Origin of the sequence: Nitratireductor sp. GCM10026969, from assembly GCF_042660605.1 — a bacterium.
Classification (GTDB): domain Bacteria; phylum Pseudomonadota; class Alphaproteobacteria; order Rhizobiales; family Rhizobiaceae; genus Chelativorans.
This window is the reverse complement of sequence record NZ_JBHSUM010000029.1, coordinates 23,744-39,837: the sequence shown is the minus strand read 5'-3', so window position 1 is coordinate 39,837 and position 16,094 is coordinate 23,744. Positions and strand designations below refer to the sequence as shown.

Below are 16,094 nucleotides of genomic sequence, written 5' to 3'. Positions count from 1 at the left end.
TGCTGCGCCGCGCGGCTGCGCGTGCCGACGTCGATGCGCGGGTGCGGGAGGTCACGGATCTCGGCGCTGTTCGCGCCGCGCTGCTGCCGGTTCTCCTGCTCCAGCGTGATGGCTCCGTTTGCGTTCTCTCCAAGATCGGGGAAGAAGAATGCACCATCCTCTTGCCGGAGGTGGAGACGCGCGAGCAGGTGGTGCCGCGTGCCGCGCTTCAATCAGACTGCGCGGGCCTCGTCGTCTACGCCGCCCCGCTGGCGCGCGAGGACGACCGGGCCGACGACTTTGCGCCGACGTCGCGGGGGCACTGGTTCTGGAGCGAGTTCTCCCGCTACAAGTGGAATATCGGGGAAATCGCCTTGGCGGCGGCCGTCGCCAATCTGCTCGCCATCACCACTTCGCTTTTTTCCATGCAGGTCTATGACCGCGTGGTGCCGAATCTCGCCTTCGCCACCTTATGGGTGCTCGCGACCGGCGTGGGGCTCGCCATCCTGATCGAAGCATCGATGCGCATCGTGCGTGGTCATTTGATGGACATCGTCGGCCGCCGCCTCGACCTGGCGCTCTCATCGCGGATTTTCGAACGCGCGCTCGGGATCCGGCTCGAGGCGCGGCCGAAATCGACCGGTTCCTTCACCAATCAGGTCCGCGAATTCGATGCGGTGCGGGAATTCTTCACCTCCACCACCATCGGCGCGGTGAGCGACCTTCCCTTTGTCGCCTTCTTCATCATCGTGATCGCGCTGATCGGCGGGCCGGTGGCCTGGGTGCTGGTGGCCGCTGTTCCCTGCATCGTCCTGCCTGGCATCCTGGCGCAGTGGCCGCTGTCGCGCATGTCGAGCATGCACTTGAAGGAAAGCTCGATCCGCAACGGGCTTCTGATCGAAGCGATGTCGGGCGTGGAGACGGTCAAGTCCCTGCAAGCGGAGGGCCGTTTCCAGAGACTGTGGGAGGAATATGCGGTGCTGCTTGCCGGTAACGGCATGCGCATGAGGGTGCTTTCTGCGGTGCTCACCTATTCGGCGACCGCCGTCCAGCAGGCATCCTATGTCATGGTCATGATCGTCGGCGTCTACCAGATCGCTGCCGGCAACATGACCACGGGTGCGCTGCTGGCCTGCGCCATTCTATCCTCGCGCACCATCGCACCGCTGACTCAGCTCGCCAATATCTTTTCACGCTGGCAGCACATGCGGGCGGCGCTCGGCGGCATGGAGGCGATCATGCAGGCGCCCGTCGACCGGCCGGCGGAGCGCAAGTTCGTTCACCGCCCCCGCCTTAAGGGCGCCTATCAGCTGGAGGATGTCGCTTTTCAGTACGACCGGGAAAGCGAACCCGCGTTGAACATACCCGCCCTGAGCCTGACCCCGGGAGCGAAGGTGGCGCTGCTCGGTGCGAACGGTTCCGGCAAGTCCACACTGCTCAAGCTTCTGTCGGGCCTTTACCATCCCCTGAAGGGGCAACTCTCGCTCGACGGCACCGACATCCGGCAGATCGATCCTGCCGACATCCGCAGGGCGGTGGCCTATCTGCCGCAGGACGTGCGGCTTTTCCACGGCACGCTGCGCGAGAACCTCAATCTGGGTCTCACCCTGCGCGAGGACGAGGAACTGCTGGAAGCGCTTGCCTTCGTCGGTGCCGAGGAACTCGTCCGCGGGCACCCACTCGGTCTCGACCGGCAGATCGGCGAGGGTGGGGCGGGCGTTTCCGGCGGCCAGCGCCAGTCAATCGGGTTGGCGAGGATCTGGCTGCGCGATCCGCGCGTCGTGCTTCTCGACGAGCCGACAGCGGCCATGGATCAGGCTTTGGAAGCGCGCGTGATCGGAAACATGGACGATTGGCTTTCCGGGCGCACCCTGGTGTTGGCGACGCATCGCCAGGCAGTCCTAACGCTGGTCGATCACGCGATGATCCTCAGAAACGGGCGGATTGTGGCGAATGAACCGGTCGAAAACGTCCTGGGGAATGTTTCCGCCAAGCGCCGGCCCGCCAAGGTGGTTGTAGCGGGGAGCGCCGGCAATGACTGACAGTCTCGACAATGCCGCCGGCGAGAGCCACGTTGCCGGACGTCTGCTTGACAACCCGCTGGCAAAAGCCGTCACGCAACGCTCTGTGCTGTGGCTGACGGTTCTGGCCGTCCTCATCTTCTTCCTGTGGGCGGCCAACGCGCCGCTCAACGAAATGACACGCGGCATGGGAAAGGTCGCGCCGCTCAGCCGTGGACAGGTGATCCAGAGCCTGGAAGGCGGGATCGTTGCCGACATCCTCGTGCGCGAGGGTGAAGAGGTGTCCGCGGGGCAGGTCCTGGCGGTGCTCAACGACGCGCAGATCCGGGCGGCCTATCGGGATCTGAACGGACAGGTGATCCAACTGCGCGCCTCGCTCAGCCGCCTTCACGCCGAGCAGGATGGCGCCGACGAGGTGCAGTTCGATGCCGAAACCGCGAAACACCCCGAGGTGGTGGAGGTGGAGCGGGAACTCTTCTTGGCGCGGCAGCGGAACTTCATCGAAGCGATCGCCACGCTGGAGGAGCGTCAGAAGATGGCGCAGCGTGAGCTGGATCTCGTCGGCCCGATGGTCGAACGCGGCGCGGCGAGCGTCGTCGATGAGATCCAGCTGCAGCGCGTGATCGCGGATCTGAGGGGCGAGCTTGCAAAGACGCGCAACGGCTATTTTCAGGAAATCAACACCGAGATCACCGAAAGGAGCGCCAAGCTGCACAGTCTGGAACAGCAGCTTGCGCAGAAGCGAGATGCGCTGAAACGCACCGAGATGCGCTCGCCGGTGCGGGGGATCGTCAAGAATCTCAGGATGACCACCCGCGGCGGCGTGATCGCGCCGGGCGAGACGATCATGGAAATCGTGCCGCTCGACGATCAGCTCTACGTGGAAGCGCAGATCCGGCCGCGGGACGTGGCGTTCCTCCGTCCGGGACTGCCGGCCACGGTCAAGATCACCGCTTACGATTTTTCGATCTACGGCGCGCTTTCGGGAGAACTCGTCTTCATCAGCGCGGACACGATACGCGATGAAACCCGCACCGACAGCGAACCTTACTACCGCGTCCGGGTGCTGACCGACAGCGCATATCTCGAAGGACCGGACGGCCCGCTTCCGATCAAGCCCGGCATGGTCGCCGAAGTCGACATCCAGACGGGCAGCAAGACGGTTCTGGACTACCTTTTGAAGCCGATCCTCAAGGGGCAGCAGGCGCTGAGCGAGCGATAAGGCGGTGGCAGGAGAACCCGGTAGCGGTTTTCGTTCGACATCGCGCGCGGTCGGATGGTCGGATCATGCCACCGTTTTCACGCTACGGCGGCATGATCTCTTTCAAGCCGCTCCGTCGCCGCCTTTGCGGCGCGGCAGCGTAAGCTCGGCGACAAAGTCGAAACGATCGCCGCGATAATGGGAGCGGGTGAATTCCACCGTGCGGCCGTCGGCAAGGCGCGAAGTCCGCTCGATGTAGAGCGCGGGCGCGCCTGCCTCCGCCTCCAGAAGGGCGGCTTCGCGTTCCGGCAGCGCGCAGGCATGCATACGCTGCAACGCCTTTTCGGGGTAGGCACCGGCCCTGGACAGTTCCTCATAGAGGGAATCACCCATGCTCTCCAACGGCGGCAGCAGATCGGCCGGAACGGTCGCCAGTTCGACGGCCAGCGGAAACCCGTCCGCCAGCCGGATGCGGTAGAGGCGCGCGATCCGGTCTTGCGGCGACAGGCCCAGCACCATGGCCTCATGGGCCGTGGGACGTGCGTATTCGCGCGTGAGCCAGCGCACCGAAGGCTTGCGCCCGTAGGAGATCATGTCCTCGCTGAAGCCGGTGACGCTCGCCAGCGGCTGCTCGATCCGTTCGACGGGCGGGCGAACATAGGTGCCCGAGCCGCGGCGCTGGTCCACCAGCCCTTCATGGGCGAGCAGGTCAATGCCCTTGCGGATCGTCACGCGTGAAAGTGAGGTGGCGTCGGCGATGGTGCGCTCAGAGGGCAAGGCCTCGCCCGGGCGCAGCCTCCCTTCCTCGATGAACTTGCGCAGAAGCGTGGCCATCTGCATGTAGAGCGGCGTCGGATTGTCCGCCTTCTCGGCGAACCGCTCCCGGGCGAGCAACTCCTGCAAGCTTTCCTTCCGCTCCATGCCGGTTCCCGATCGTTTGCCGCGGCGCAGGCCGACATGTCGTCCACGGTCCTGTTCCTCGCCCGGTTCGCCTGTGCGCACCGCGCTGCCTATATACGCCAGTTATCTACCAGTTCGCAGGCGGGGGCAAGCGGGGCCGTGCGCCCGCGCGGCATCTCCCCACTGCCATTTTTGAAAAGATGCTGTAAAATTTCCATGGTTTTCTCGATTGCGCCGGAGCCCATTAACGGCGGTGGGAGCCTTTTGGGGAATTGCCGCCCGGCCCGGTGGAAAACGGCCGAAAAGCTGCTATAGCACTTTGGTATCATATTGGTTCTATCGCGGCAGAACGAAACCGGGATAACCGCCATGCAGACGGAAAGCGCCAATCCTGAATACAGCGACCTGGAGCGGGCCGGCGAGGCGCGGATGCTTCGGGTGCTGCTGGAAGGCCAGCAGACGGCGTACGCGGCCGTTGCGCGGGCGCTGCCCGATTTGGAAAAGGTGCTTGCGGCGATGATCGCCCGGCTCCGCGGATCGCAAGGGCGCATCTTCTATGTGGGCGCCGGCACGTCCGGACGGCTCGCCGTCCTTGACGGGCTTGAACTGAACACCACCTTCGGCTGGCCGCCGGAGCGGCTGGTGCTGCTGCTGGCCGGCGGGGATTCGCTCACCCTTTCCAATGAAAATGCCGAGGATGACACCGATTCGGCCCGGCTGGCGATCGAGCGGGCCGCGTGCGGGCCCGACGACGTGGTGCTGGCGCTGGCCGCAAGCGGCACGACGCCGTATACCCTTTCTGCTGTCCGGACGGCACGCGCCCGGCATGCCCTTGTCATCGCTTTCGCCAACAATGCGGACACACCGTTGCTATCGGCCGCCACACATGGCGTGCTGCTCGACACCGGCCCGGAGGTGCTGGCGGGTTCGACGCGCCTTGCCGCCGGCACCAGCCAGAAGATCGTCCTCAATATGCTCTCCACGGCGCTCATGATGCGGCTCGGCAAGGTCTTTCGGGGGCAGATGGTCGACATGCAGGCCTCCAACGCCAAGCTGCGCCGGCGCGCCGTCGCCATGCTGACCGGCATCACGGGGGCGGGGGAGGCCGAGGCCGTAAACGCGCTCGAAAAGACGGGTTACCGCGTGAAACCCGCCATCCTCGTCGTCGGCGGCATGGAGGCGGAGGCGGCAGGCGCCGCGCTCGCGCGTCACGGCGGCGATCTTCATGCGGTTCTAAACAACCGGAACACGGAGCCGGGCGATGGGTAAGCACCCCTCATTGATGTTCAAGGAGACCGGCGAGGCGGCGGATGCGGTCGCGCGCCTTCTTGCGCGGGAGAAACCGGTTTTCGCCGAGATCGGGCGGCTCATCGGACAGCGCCGCCCATCCGTCGTTACGGTCGCCGCCCGTGGCTCCTCGGATCATGCGGTGAGCTTCTTCAAGTATCTGTTCGAGATCACGGCCGGGATTCCCGTCGCATCCATCGGGCCCTCCGTTGTTTCCGTCTACCGTGCCACGCTGAACGTGCCGAACGGCCTGCACGTCACCGTATCCCAATCGGGCGCAAGCCCCGACATCATCGCCGTGCAGGAGGAGGCGAAGCGGGGCGGTGCGACGACGCTGGCGGTCGTCAATGTCGAAGACAGCCCGCTGGCGCACGCGGCGGACGTCGTGCTGCCGATCCATGCCGGCGAGGAGAAAAGCGTGGCGGCCACGAAGTCCTTCATCGCTTCGGCTGCCGCGCTCGCCGCGCTGACGCAGGCCGCGACGGGCGAGGCGGCGCTGGCGGCAGGGCTGACGCAGTTGCCCGAGATGCTTCGGCGTGTCTGCGAAGCCGATTGCGCTGATGCCCTTCCGATGCTTTCCGACGCGCAGTCGCTCTATACGGCCGGACGCGGCCCGGGCTTCGCGATCGCGCTGGAGGCCGCCTTGAAGGCGAAGGAGACGGCGAAGCTTCATGCGGAGGCGTTTTCGCTGGCGGAACTGATGCACGGACCCATGCAACTTGTCGAGCGGGGATTTCCCGTCCTTGCCTTTCTGCAGGAGGACGAGGCGCTTTCGGTAAGCACGGCCGCGCTGGACAAACTCAAAGCCCTGGGCGCCGGCGTGGTATGCTTTTCTTCACGAGCGGGGGGTGACACGGTTATGGTTCCCTCGACCGGTTACGCAAAGCTCGATCCGCTGGTCGCGATCGCCGCCTATTACCGGTTGATCGAACGCCTGGCGCGCGAGCGGGGGCTCGATCCGGATACGCCTGAAAGGCTCCGCAAAGTCACGGAGACCATGTGATCGGCGTGGCTATCCTCACCGGTGCGCGGCTGTTCGACGGCGAGCGTTTTCGAGAAGGCCAGGCGCTCGTCCTCGAAGATGGGCGGGTGAAGGCGCTTGTGCCAGTGGCGGAGGTGGGAAGCAGCGAGACCATCATCCGGCTGGACGGCGGAATCCTTGCGCCCGGCTTCATCGACGTCCAGGTCAATGGCGGCGGCGGGCGCATGCTCAACAACGACCCGTCGGCCGAGACCATGGCCGAAATCGCCGCAGCCCATCGCCGCTACGGCACGACGGCGCTGCTGCCGACGCTGATCACCGACACGCCGGACGTGACCGAGGTTGCCATTGCCGGCGCCATCGAGGCCTGCCGGTCCGAAAATGGCGTTGCCGGTCTCCATCTCGAAGGGCCGCATCTGGCGCCCTCGCGCCGTGGGGCGCACCTGGCGGCCTTGATGCGGCCGATGGCGGAGGCGGACGTGGAGCGGCTGTGCCGTGCGGCGGAACTGCTCCCCCGTCTGCATGTCACGCTTGCCTGCGAGCAGGTGACGGTCGCCCAGGTCGAGCGGCTGGCCAGGGCGGGCGTCGTCGTGAGCCTTGGCCATACCGATTGCGCCTGCGACGACGCAAAGCGTCTGTTCGAAGCCGGCGCCCGGGGTGTGACACATCTCTTCAACGCCATGAGCGGGCTTTCCCACCGTGCGCCGGGGCTGGTGGGCGCGGCCCTCGATACGGGAGCGGCCTGGTGCGGCATCATCGCCGACGGCCACCATGTCGATCCGGTGGCGCTGGGCATTGCGCTGCGCGCCAAGCGCGGGCCGGGCCGGCTCTATCACGTCACCGACGCCATGGCGCTGGTGGGCAGCGCCGCCGACAGCTTCACGCTGAACGGGCGCACGGTGCGGCGCGAGCCTGGTGCGGTGTGTTCCCGGCTCGTGCTGGAGGACGGGACCCTGGCGGGCTCGGATCTCGACATGGCGTCGGCGGTCCGGTTCGGCGTCGAGGTGCTGGGATTGGCGATCGATGAATCGCTCAGGATGGCCAGCGCCTATCCGGCGCTCTATCTCGGCATCGAGCACGAGCGCGGGTTCCTGAAGCCCGGCTGCCGCGCCGACTGCGTGCATCTCAGCGACACGCTCGCGGTGGAACGGGTGTGGCTCGGCGGCAAGCCGCAATAGACCGGTTCATCGTTTCACTGAAACGCTGGTCCGGTCTATTTATCTGTTTTTGCCGCATTTGTGCGACGCCAGATGATTCCATCTGGCTGCAAAATGCCCTAGCGCCCACCGGTATCTATTTCCTGTTGCGGAAGAGCTGGTTCCAGAAATCGAAATAGACAAGCGCGAGCACGACCGCCGTCACGACGATCAATGCCGGGCGTGGCACAGAGACGACGAAGATGCCGAGATAGAGCGTCAGCGCAGCCAGCGCGACCAGGGCAATAATGCGGTCAAGCATGAGCGGCTCTCCATTCCCGCCTGTTCATCGTCCGTAGAAGAGTTCCGGCAGCCAATAGATCACCGCCGGCACGTTGTAGAGGATGACCATCGCCAGGACCACCATCAAGAGATAGGGCAGGGAGCCCGCGAATATCTGTGTCAGCCGCACATGGGGTGGGGCGATCCCCTTCAGATAGTAGGCCGACATCGCCATGGGCGGCGTCAGGAAGGACGTTTGCAGGTTGAGCGCGATCAGGATCCCGAAGAACAGCGGGTCGATGTCGAAGAGCGGCAGCAGCGGCAGGAAGATCGGCACGAAGATGATGATGATCTCCGACCATTCGAGCGGCCAGCCGAGCAGGAAAATGATGATCTGCGCCAGGATCAGGAACTGCAGCGGCGTCAGGCTGAGGCCCTCGACGAACTCGCGGATGAGCTGCTCGCCGCCGAGATAGGAGAAGACCGAAGCGAACACCCACGAACCGACGAAAAGCCAGCATACCATCGCCGTGGTGCGCACGGTCAGGTAGACCGATTCCTGCAGGCGCCGCCAGGTGAGCGCGCGATAGGCGACGGCCAGCGTCAGCCCGCCCAGCGCGCCGATGGCGGCGGCTTCAGAGGGGGTGGCGAAGCCGAAGAGGATGGCGCCCAGCACGGCGACGATGAGGAAGGCGAGCGGGAAGAAGGAGGTCAGCAGCATCCATGCGATCTGCAGCAGGCCGATATCTCCGCCCATCTTTTCCGCCTTGGGCGCGATGCTGGGCTGCAGCGTGGCACGACCGACGATATAAAGAAGATAAAGGCCCGCCAACAGGAAGCCGGGCAAAAGCGCCCCGGCATAGAGGCGTACGATCGAGACGCCGGAGGTGGCCGCGTAGACGATCAGCATGATCGAAGGTGGAATGAGGATACCCAGCGTGCCGCCGGCGCAGATGACGCCCGATGCAAAGCGTGTCTCGTAGCGCGCCTTCAGCATGGCCGGATAGGCCAGCAGGCCCATCAGGGTGACGACGGCGCCGACGATGCCCGTCGCGGTGGCGAAGAGCGCGCAGGTGATCAGCGCCGCCACGGCCATCGAGCCCGGCACCCGGCGCGTCGTGACGCTCAGGGTCTGGAACAGGCGGTCGACGATATTGGCGCGCTCGACGATATAGCCCATGAACAAAAAGAGCGGCACGGCGGTCAGAACGTCGTTCGCCATGACCGAATAGGTCTGGTTGACGAACAGGTCGAACACGCGATTGTTGAGGAAGCCGCCGACCCAATGCTGGACCAGCGTCATCGTGTCGGCGTCCTGCTCCAGGGCGCGCGTGTATTGGATCCACATGCGGTCGGCGTTGTAATAGGCGTAGTAGCCGAAGCCGATGCCCATCGCCATCAGCGTGAAGGCGATCGGAAACCCCAAGAGAATGATGAAGATGAAGATGCCGAGCATGGCCACCGCCACCTGAGGGTCGGTCATGAGCGCGGCTCCCTCGGCTCAGTGATGTCGATGGCTTCGCTGCCGTGGCGGAGCGCCTCGGCGCCTTCACGCTGAAGCAGTGTCTCGAGCTCCTCCACGTCCTCGGCATGGCGGGGCCATTCGCCGGTGCGGATGGTGATGATGCAGCGGCAGACCTGGGCGATGCCCTGGATCACGAGCAGCACGCCAGCGGCGATGATGATGGTCTTGAACTGATAGATCGGCACATTGGCCGGGCTCATTGTGCTGACTTCGAGATAGCGCCAGGAGCGGCTGGCATATCGCCAGCCGGAAAAGACGAGCGCCAGGACACCGGGGAAGAAGAAGATGAAATAAAGCGCCAGTTCGACCTTCGCCTGCGTGGCGGGCCTCCACAGCCGGTAGACGAAGTCGCCCCGCACGTGACCGTCGCGCGAAAGCGTATAGGCACCGGCCATCATGAAAAGCGTGCCGTACATGATGTAAGTCAGGTCGAAGGCCCAGACGGTCGGCGCATTGAAGGCGTAGCGCGCAACGACCTCGTAACTGACGGCAAGCGTCATCAGGACCACGCACCAGGCGAATGCCTTACCGAACCATGCCGAGACCTGATCGGCGAAAGCAATATAACGAAGCATTGGAGCAGGTTACCATTGAGAGGGGATCCGGCAGCCGCACCTGGCCGCCGGATCGCATTTCTTGATGCCGGTCGTGCCTAGAGGGACAACTTGCCGGGGAAGTAGTGCTCGTAGGCAAGGGTCAGATCCGGCGCGTTCGTCAACTCGTAGAAGACGACGCGCTCCACCCATTCGCGCTGGCTGTCGAGGACGCGCTTCATGAACTCGTCCTCTTCCAGCATCGGGATGAGTTCGTCCCAGGCCTGGAGCTGCGCGTCGAGAATCTCCTGCGACGTGCGGTGCACGGTGACATCGTGCTCCTCTTGAAGCGTCTGGAGATCGGCCGAATATTGATCGAGTGCCAGGGCCGTATTGGCCGTGCTCACCGCTTCCACGCCATATTCCAGGATGGCCTGGAGATCGTCGTCGAGAGAGTCGAAGACATCCCTGTTGAACAGGAATTCGAAAGATTCGCTCGCCTGATGATAGGAGGAGAGGAAGTAGTTCTTTGCCACGTCCTGTGCGCCGAAGCGCATATCGGAGGACGGATTGTTGAACTCGAAGGCATCGATGACACCACGTTCCATGGCCGGCACGATCTCGCCGCCGGGTAGTTGGGCGACCGACAAGCCCATCTCCTGCATGAGATCGGCGGCCAGTCCAACCGTGCGGTACTTGAAGCCCTGGACATCCTCCGCCGTGGTGACCGGTTCCTTGAACCAGCCGAACGGCTGTGCCGGCATCGGGAAGCCGTAGAAGCCGACGACATTGAGGCCGAGAATGTCCTGGGTCAGTTCGCGATAGAACTCCTTGCCGCCGCCCTGGTGAAACCAGGCGAGCATGGTGGTGGCGCTGCCGCCGAACACCGGACCCGTGCCGAAGAGCGAGGCGGCCTTGTGCTTGCCGTACCAGTAGACCGGCACGGTGTGCGCGGCATCGAGTATGCCGTCATGCACCGCGTCGAGCACCTGGAAAGCGCCGACGACGGCGCCGGCGGGCAGGAGATCGATCCTGATACGGCCGCCGGACATCCGTTCCACCCGCTCGATATACTGGCGCGCGAAGTCCATCCAGATATCGGACGACGGCCATGACGTCTGCATCTTGATGGTCACGGGCGTCTGCGCGTGAACGGCGGGCGCCGCCAGGGTGCCGGTTGCGGCGGCCCCGGCCGCCACCGTGGCGTTGCCAATGAATTTTCGGCGTGAAACCTTGTTGTCACTCATCGTCATTCCTCCCATTTTCGACTGGATTTGTTTTTGTTCTCCAGTATGGCAGCAAGCTACCTTCTTGATCATGCACGAAAAGCGGTTGAGTGAAAAACCATCTTCCGGAGACTTACCACCAAAGCGGTATTGCTCTACCTCGAAAGATGTATATCGCTGGCGCCATGTGAGAAGCGGCGCTAGCCTGGCAACCTGCAAACCCTGACAGGAACCCCATGAGCTTCGTTCCCGATTTCACCACCATCGCGCAGTTCGCCGTGGCGACCTTCGTCATCGCCATCACGCCGGGCCCGGACATGACCCTTTTCGTGGGGCGCGCGCTCGCGCAGGGCCGTGCGGCCGGGTTTGCCTGCATGTTCGGGGCGATGACCGGCATTCTCGTGCACACCGTCCTGGTGTCCGTGGGGCTGTCCGCCCTCATCGTCGCCTCGCCGGCGGCTTTTCTCGCATTGAAGGTCTTCGGCGCGGGCTATCTGGTTTGGCTCGCCTGGCAGGCCATCCGCCATGGATCGGCCTTTTCGCCCGAGGCGCGCGGCGATGGCGGGCGTTCGCTTTTGAAGCATTGGGCGACCGGGCTCGGCATCAATCTCATGAATCCGAAGATCATCCTGTTCTTCATGACCTTCCTGCCGCAATTCGTCTCGCCGAGCGATCCGGATGCCTCGGCGAAGCTTCTCTTCCTGGGTGTTCTGTTCATTCCGCTGTCGCTGCCGATCACCACGCCGATGGTGATCGCGGCCGACGGGTTCTCACAGCTTTTGAGGAAGAGCCCGAAGGTGACGCGGGCGGTCGATTACCTGTTTGCCGGCGTCTTCTCCGCCTTCGCGCTGAAGATTCTCACGACGCAGGCGCGGTAGCGCCTACTCGCCGTGGCCGGCGATCATCATCGCTTCGAGCTTCAGCCGGTCAGCCTTCTTCAGGCGCTCTGACTGCGACTTGAGCTGTCCGCAGGCAGCGAGGATGTCGCGGCCGCGCGGGGTGCGGATGGGGGAGGCGTAGCCGGCGCGGTTGACCAGGTCCGCGAATTTCTCGATCTGCTCCCAGTCCGAGCATTCATAGGCGCTGCCCGGCCATGGGTTGAAGGGGATCAGGTTGATCTTGGCGGGGATGCCCCTCAGGAGCCGCACCAACTCGCGCGCATCGTCAAGGGAGTCATTGACGCCCTTCAGCATCACATATTCAAAGGTGATGCGCCGGGCGTTCGACAGGCCGGGATAGGCGCGGCAAGCGTCGAGGAGCTCTTTCAGCGGGTACTTCCTGTTGATCGGTACCAGCTCGTTGCGCAACTCGTCGCGCACGGCATGCAGCGAGATGGCGAGCATCACGCCGATTTCCTCGCCCGTGCGGTAGATCTCGGGCACCACGCCGGAGGTCGACAGGGTGATGCGGCGTTTGGACAGCGACAGGCCCTCGCCGTCGGAGGCGATCAGCAGCGCCTGCTTGACGTTCTCGAAATTATAGAGCGGCTCGCCCATGCCCATCATGACGATGTTCGTCACCTTGCGCCCTTCGGCGGGCACGATGGCGCCGTCCGGCGTGTCGGCGTTCGGGAAGTCCCCCAGCCGCTCGCGGGCGATCAACAACTGGTCGAGAATCTCGCCGGCCGTCAGGTTGCGCACCATCTTCTGCGTGCCGGTATGGCAGAAGGAGCAGGTGAGCGTGCAGCCGACCTGGGAGGAGATGCACAGCGTGCCGCGCCCTTCCTCGGGGATGTAGACCGTCTCCACCTCGACCGGGCGCCCGGCGCCGCGCGGCGGAAAGCGCAAGAGCCATTTACAGGTGCCGTCGGTCGATATCTGTTCCTCGACGATCTCGGGACGGGCAACGGTGAAGGCCGCGTCGAGGCTTGCGCGCAGATCCTTGGAGATGTTGAACATCTGCGCGAAATCGGAGACGCCGCGCACGTAGAGCCAGTGCCAAAGCTGGCGCACGCGCATGCGGACCTGGCGCTCGGGGACGCCGATGGAGGCGAGCGCCTCGCCCAGCTCCTCGCGCGAAAGGCCGATCAGCGAAGTCTTCTCCGGCGATGCCTGCGGACGCAGTCGCGCGCGAGCCTCCGGGGTTGTGGTGTCGATCGTCAAGGTCATTGTAATGTTCAATAAAGTTCGGGCGGCGCCCGGCCGCCCGTTCATTCAGGGCGCTCATAGCACAGCCCGGGCCTCCGGTCACCCTTTGGATGTTCCGGCATAGATACGTCGTTTGCGACGGCGTTCAATGCATTTCACAGATAAAGCAGTGAGCGGCCGTCCTCGTTGAAGAGATGCATCTTGCCGGGCTCGGCGGAAAGCGACACCACTTCGCCCCGATTGAAGCGCTGGACGCCGGGCAGCTTGACGATCATTGGCTCCGGGACGTTCTCGACCTTGAGATAGACGTTCGTCACCTCGCCGAGGGATTCGACGAGGTCGACGCGGCCGTCGATCAGGCCATTGCCGTTGGAGGCGATGGCAAGGTCCTCGGGGCGGACGCCGAAATGCACCTCCCGGCCCGCCATGTCGGCGGGCGAGGGGATCGGCAGGTCTGCCTTCCGCCCGGCGAGCGCGACCGTGGTCTTCTCACCCGTTCTGTCGATCCTGGCGCGCTGCACATTCATGGCCGGCGAGCCGATGAATTGCGCCACGAACAGGTTGGCGGGTTTCTCGTAGAGCTCGATGGGCGTGCCCACCTGCTCGATGGTGCCGGCCGACAAGACGACGATGCGGTCGGCCAGCGTCATCGCCTCGACCTGGTCGTGGGTGACGTAGATCATGGTGGAATCGGGCATCGACTCCTTCAACTTGGCGATCTCGATCCGGGTCGCCACGCGGAGCGCGGCGTCGAGGTTGGACAGCGGCTCGTCGAAGAGGAATACCTTCGGGTCGCGCACGATGGCTCGGCCGATGGCGACGCGCTGGCGCTGACCGCCGGAAAGCGCCTTGGGCAGCCGCTCGAGAAAGGGGGTGAGCTGGAGGATTTCGGCGGCCGCCTTGACGCGCTTGTCGATCTCGGCCTTGGGCGCCTTGGCGATGCGCATGCCGAAAGCCATGTTGTCGTAGACGCTCATATGCGGATAGAGCGCGTAGGACTGGAACACCATGGCGATGCCGCGCTGCGAGGGCGGGATGTCGTTCACGCGCTCCTCGCCGATATACATGTCGCCTTCGGTGATGCTTTCCAGCCCGGCGATCATGCGCAGGAGCGTGGACTTGCCGCAGCCGGACGGGCCGACGAAGACGACGAACTCGCCCGTCCCGACCTCCAGATCGATGCCGTGGATGACCTCCGTCGCCCCGTAACTCTTCTTGATGTTCTTCATCAGAACGCCGGTCATCACTCTCCTCCCCCGTCTTCCGTCCTGGCAAACCAGCAGCCGTAAGGCCGCAGGGTGAGTTCTCCTTTCTCGAAGCGGCCGCCCGCGTCGAAGCCGGGGATTGCCTCGCAAGCTTGTGTGCCGAGCGCGATGGTGGCTTGCTCCCCACTCATATTGACGGCGACGAGCATGGCGCGACCTGCCAGCCGGCGCTCAAAGGCGAGCACGCGGCCGCTTTCGCCGATGAAGCGGATATCGCCCTTGACGAGTTCGGGATGGCGGGCGCGGAAGGCGAGCATGGTTCGGTAGTGATTGAGGAGCGCCGTCGGGTCGCTCTCCTGATTGGAAACGGCCAGGGGCAGATGCTCCGGAGCTACCGGGAGCCACGGCTTGCCTTCGGAGAAGGCGCCATTGGGCGCTTCGCCGGACCACACCATGGGTGTTCGGCAGCCGTCGCGCCCCTTGAAGGCGGGCCAGAACTGGATGCCGTAGGGGTCCTGCAGGTCCTCGAAGTCGAGGCTCGCCTCCGTCAGCCCCAGTTCCTCCCCCTGGTAGAGACAGACGGAGCCTTTGAGTGACAGAAGGAGCGTTGCCAGCATGCGCAGGTAGGTGCCCGGGTCTGCGAGACCGGCCGCCCAGCGTGAGGCGTGGCGCATCACGTCGTGGTTGGAGAAGCTCCAGCAGGTCCAGCCGTCGCCCGCGCATTCCTCGAAGCGTTCGACCATGCCGCGGATGCGGGCCGGCGTTGGCGGTTCGGGCGACAGGAAGTCGAAGGAATAGCACATATGCAGCCTGTCGCCGCCGCATGTATATTCGGCCATCAGTTCCAGGCTGCGGCGCGACTCGCCCACTTCGCCGATGGACATGGTGCCGGGATAGTCGTTGAGCAGACGCCGGAAGCGCTTCAGGAACGCCACCACCTCCGGCCGGTTCTTGTCATAGAGGTGCCGCTGGTAACGGTAGGGGTTCACCGCCGGCGTATCGGCGCCCAACCGTTCGATCGGCGGTGCCGGCGGATTGTCCTCCAGGCCGCGGCTGTGGAAGAGGAAATTGAGCGCGTCGAGGCGGAAACCGTCGACACCGCGGTCGAGCCAGAAACGGGCGGTGTCGAGGATCGCGTCCTGGACCGCCGGGTTGTGGAAATTCAGGTCCGGCTGGCCGGAGAGGAAGTTGTGGAGATAATACTGGCAGCGGGTCGAGTCCCACTGCCAGGCGGAGCCGCCGAAAACGGAAAGCCAGTTGTTGGGCGGTGTGCCGTCCGGTTTCGGATCGGCCCAGACATACCAGTCCGCCTTCGGGTTGTCGCGGCTTGACCGGCTCTCGGTGAACCAGGCATGCCGGTCGGAGGTGTGGGAATAGACCTGATCGATGATGACCTTCAGCCCGAGCCGGTGCGCCTCGGCGATCAGGGCTTCGAAGTCGGCGAGCGTCCCGAACATCGGGTCGATCGCGCGGTAGTCGGCGATGTCATAGCCGAAATCCAGCATGGGCGACTTGAAGAAGGGCGAGATCCACACGGCGTCGACACCCAGCGAGGCGACATAGGCCAGCCGCCGGGTGATGCCGGCGAGGTCGCCGATGCCGTCACCGTTCGAATCCTGGAACGAACGCGGATAGATCTGGTAGATCACCGCGCCGCGCCACCATTCCGTCTCCTTGTCCGCATCGGCCCCGCGCCGGGCCTGGCGAATGCTCATGACGTTCATACGAGA

General features: G+C 64.5%; 14 protein-coding genes. 6 read left to right on the top strand and 8 right to left on the bottom strand.

The features are described 5' to 3' along the window. Together ACFP9U_RS09090 and ACFP9U_RS09085 are read left to right on the top strand one after the other, a co-directional pair. Window positions 1-2,021, top strand: a 2,021-nt coding sequence (locus ACFP9U_RS09090; protein WP_378620781.1) for a type I secretion system permease/ATPase, incomplete at its 5' end; no start/stop codon positions are given. Beyond that, window positions 2,014-3,222 carry an HlyD family type I secretion periplasmic adaptor subunit gene (locus ACFP9U_RS09085; protein ID WP_378620778.1) on the top strand — a complete coding sequence of 403 codons (1,209 nt, stop codon included), beginning with the start codon at window positions 2,014-2,016 and terminating at the stop codon, window positions 3,220-3,222. The genes ACFP9U_RS09090 and ACFP9U_RS09085, both read left to right, overlap by 8 nt. A 102-nt stretch (window positions 3,223-3,324) precedes the next feature. On the opposite strand, the gene ACFP9U_RS09080 is transcribed toward ACFP9U_RS09085, so the two are convergent. After that, the gene (locus ACFP9U_RS09080) at window positions 3,325-4,203 is read right to left on the bottom strand and encodes a GntR family transcriptional regulator (protein ID WP_378620777.1); all 879 of its coding nucleotides are present in this window, start codon (window positions 4,201-4,203) and stop codon (window positions 3,325-3,327) included. A gap of 267 nt (window positions 4,204-4,470) precedes the next feature. Here ACFP9U_RS09080 and ACFP9U_RS09075 point away from each other — a divergent pair, with 267 nt between their 5' ends. The 3 genes from ACFP9U_RS09075 to nagA are packed head-to-tail and all read left to right on the top strand — an operon-like array spanning window position 4,471 to window position 7,548. Next, window positions 4,471-5,370, top strand: a complete 900-nt coding sequence (locus ACFP9U_RS09075; protein WP_378620775.1) for an N-acetylmuramic acid 6-phosphate etherase — start codon at window positions 4,471-4,473, stop codon at window positions 5,368-5,370. After that, window positions 5,363-6,391, top strand: coding sequence for an SIS domain-containing protein (locus ACFP9U_RS09070; RefSeq protein ID WP_378620774.1), 1,029 nt, complete (start codon window positions 5,363-5,365; stop codon window positions 6,389-6,391). The genes ACFP9U_RS09075 and ACFP9U_RS09070 overlap by 8 nt, the downstream gene beginning before the upstream one ends. Next, complete coding sequence (nagA, locus tag ACFP9U_RS09065) at window positions 6,388-7,548, top strand: N-acetylglucosamine-6-phosphate deacetylase (protein ID WP_378620772.1); 1,161 nt, start codon at window positions 6,388-6,390, stop codon at window positions 7,546-7,548. The genes ACFP9U_RS09070 and nagA overlap by 4 nt, the downstream gene beginning before the upstream one ends. Window positions 7,549-7,663: 115 nt before the next feature. On the opposite strand, the gene ACFP9U_RS09060 is transcribed toward nagA, so the two are convergent. From ACFP9U_RS09060 to ACFP9U_RS09045, 4 genes are all read right to left on the bottom strand, one after another. Continuing rightward, a complete protein-coding gene (locus ACFP9U_RS09060) occupies window positions 7,664-7,828 on the bottom strand; it encodes a hypothetical protein (RefSeq protein WP_322449495.1) in 165 nt (54 codons plus the stop codon). Window positions 7,829-7,852: 24 nt separating this feature from the next. Beyond that, complete coding sequence (locus ACFP9U_RS09055) at window positions 7,853-9,271, bottom strand: TRAP transporter large permease (RefSeq protein WP_378620770.1); 1,419 nt, start codon at window positions 9,269-9,271, stop codon at window positions 7,853-7,855. Beyond that, complete coding sequence (locus ACFP9U_RS09050) at window positions 9,268-9,888, bottom strand: TRAP transporter small permease subunit (RefSeq protein ID WP_378620769.1); 621 nt, start codon at window positions 9,886-9,888, stop codon at window positions 9,268-9,270. The genes ACFP9U_RS09055 and ACFP9U_RS09050 overlap by 4 nt, the downstream gene beginning before the upstream one ends. A gap of 77 nt (window positions 9,889-9,965) precedes the next feature. Further along, entirely contained in the window at window positions 9,966-11,093 is a 1,128-nt protein-coding gene (locus ACFP9U_RS09045) for a TRAP transporter substrate-binding protein (RefSeq protein ID WP_378620767.1), read from the bottom strand. Between the two features lie 215 nt (window positions 11,094-11,308). Between ACFP9U_RS09045 and ACFP9U_RS09040 the strand changes: the two genes are divergently transcribed. Then, the gene (locus ACFP9U_RS09040) at window positions 11,309-11,950 is read left to right on the top strand and encodes a LysE family translocator (protein WP_378620765.1); all 642 of its coding nucleotides are present in this window, start codon (window positions 11,309-11,311) and stop codon (window positions 11,948-11,950) included. A gap of 3 nt (window positions 11,951-11,953) precedes the next feature. On the opposite strand, the gene rlmN is transcribed toward ACFP9U_RS09040, so the two are convergent. The 3 genes from rlmN to ACFP9U_RS09025 form a co-directional block, all read right to left on the bottom strand. Beyond that, window positions 11,954-13,180, bottom strand: coding sequence for a 23S rRNA (adenine(2503)-C(2))-methyltransferase RlmN (gene rlmN / locus ACFP9U_RS09035; protein ID WP_378620763.1), 1,227 nt, complete (start codon window positions 13,178-13,180; stop codon window positions 11,954-11,956). Window positions 13,181-13,314: 134 nt separating this feature from the next. Further along, complete coding sequence (locus ACFP9U_RS09030; protein ID WP_378620762.1) at window positions 13,315-14,403, bottom strand: ABC transporter ATP-binding protein; 1,089 nt, start codon at window positions 14,401-14,403, stop codon at window positions 13,315-13,317. After that, window positions 14,403-16,079, bottom strand: a complete 1,677-nt coding sequence (locus ACFP9U_RS09025; protein WP_378620786.1) for an alpha-glucosidase — start codon at window positions 16,077-16,079, stop codon at window positions 14,403-14,405. The genes ACFP9U_RS09030 and ACFP9U_RS09025 overlap by 1 nt, the downstream gene beginning before the upstream one ends. Window positions 16,080-16,094: the final 15 nt, after the last annotated feature.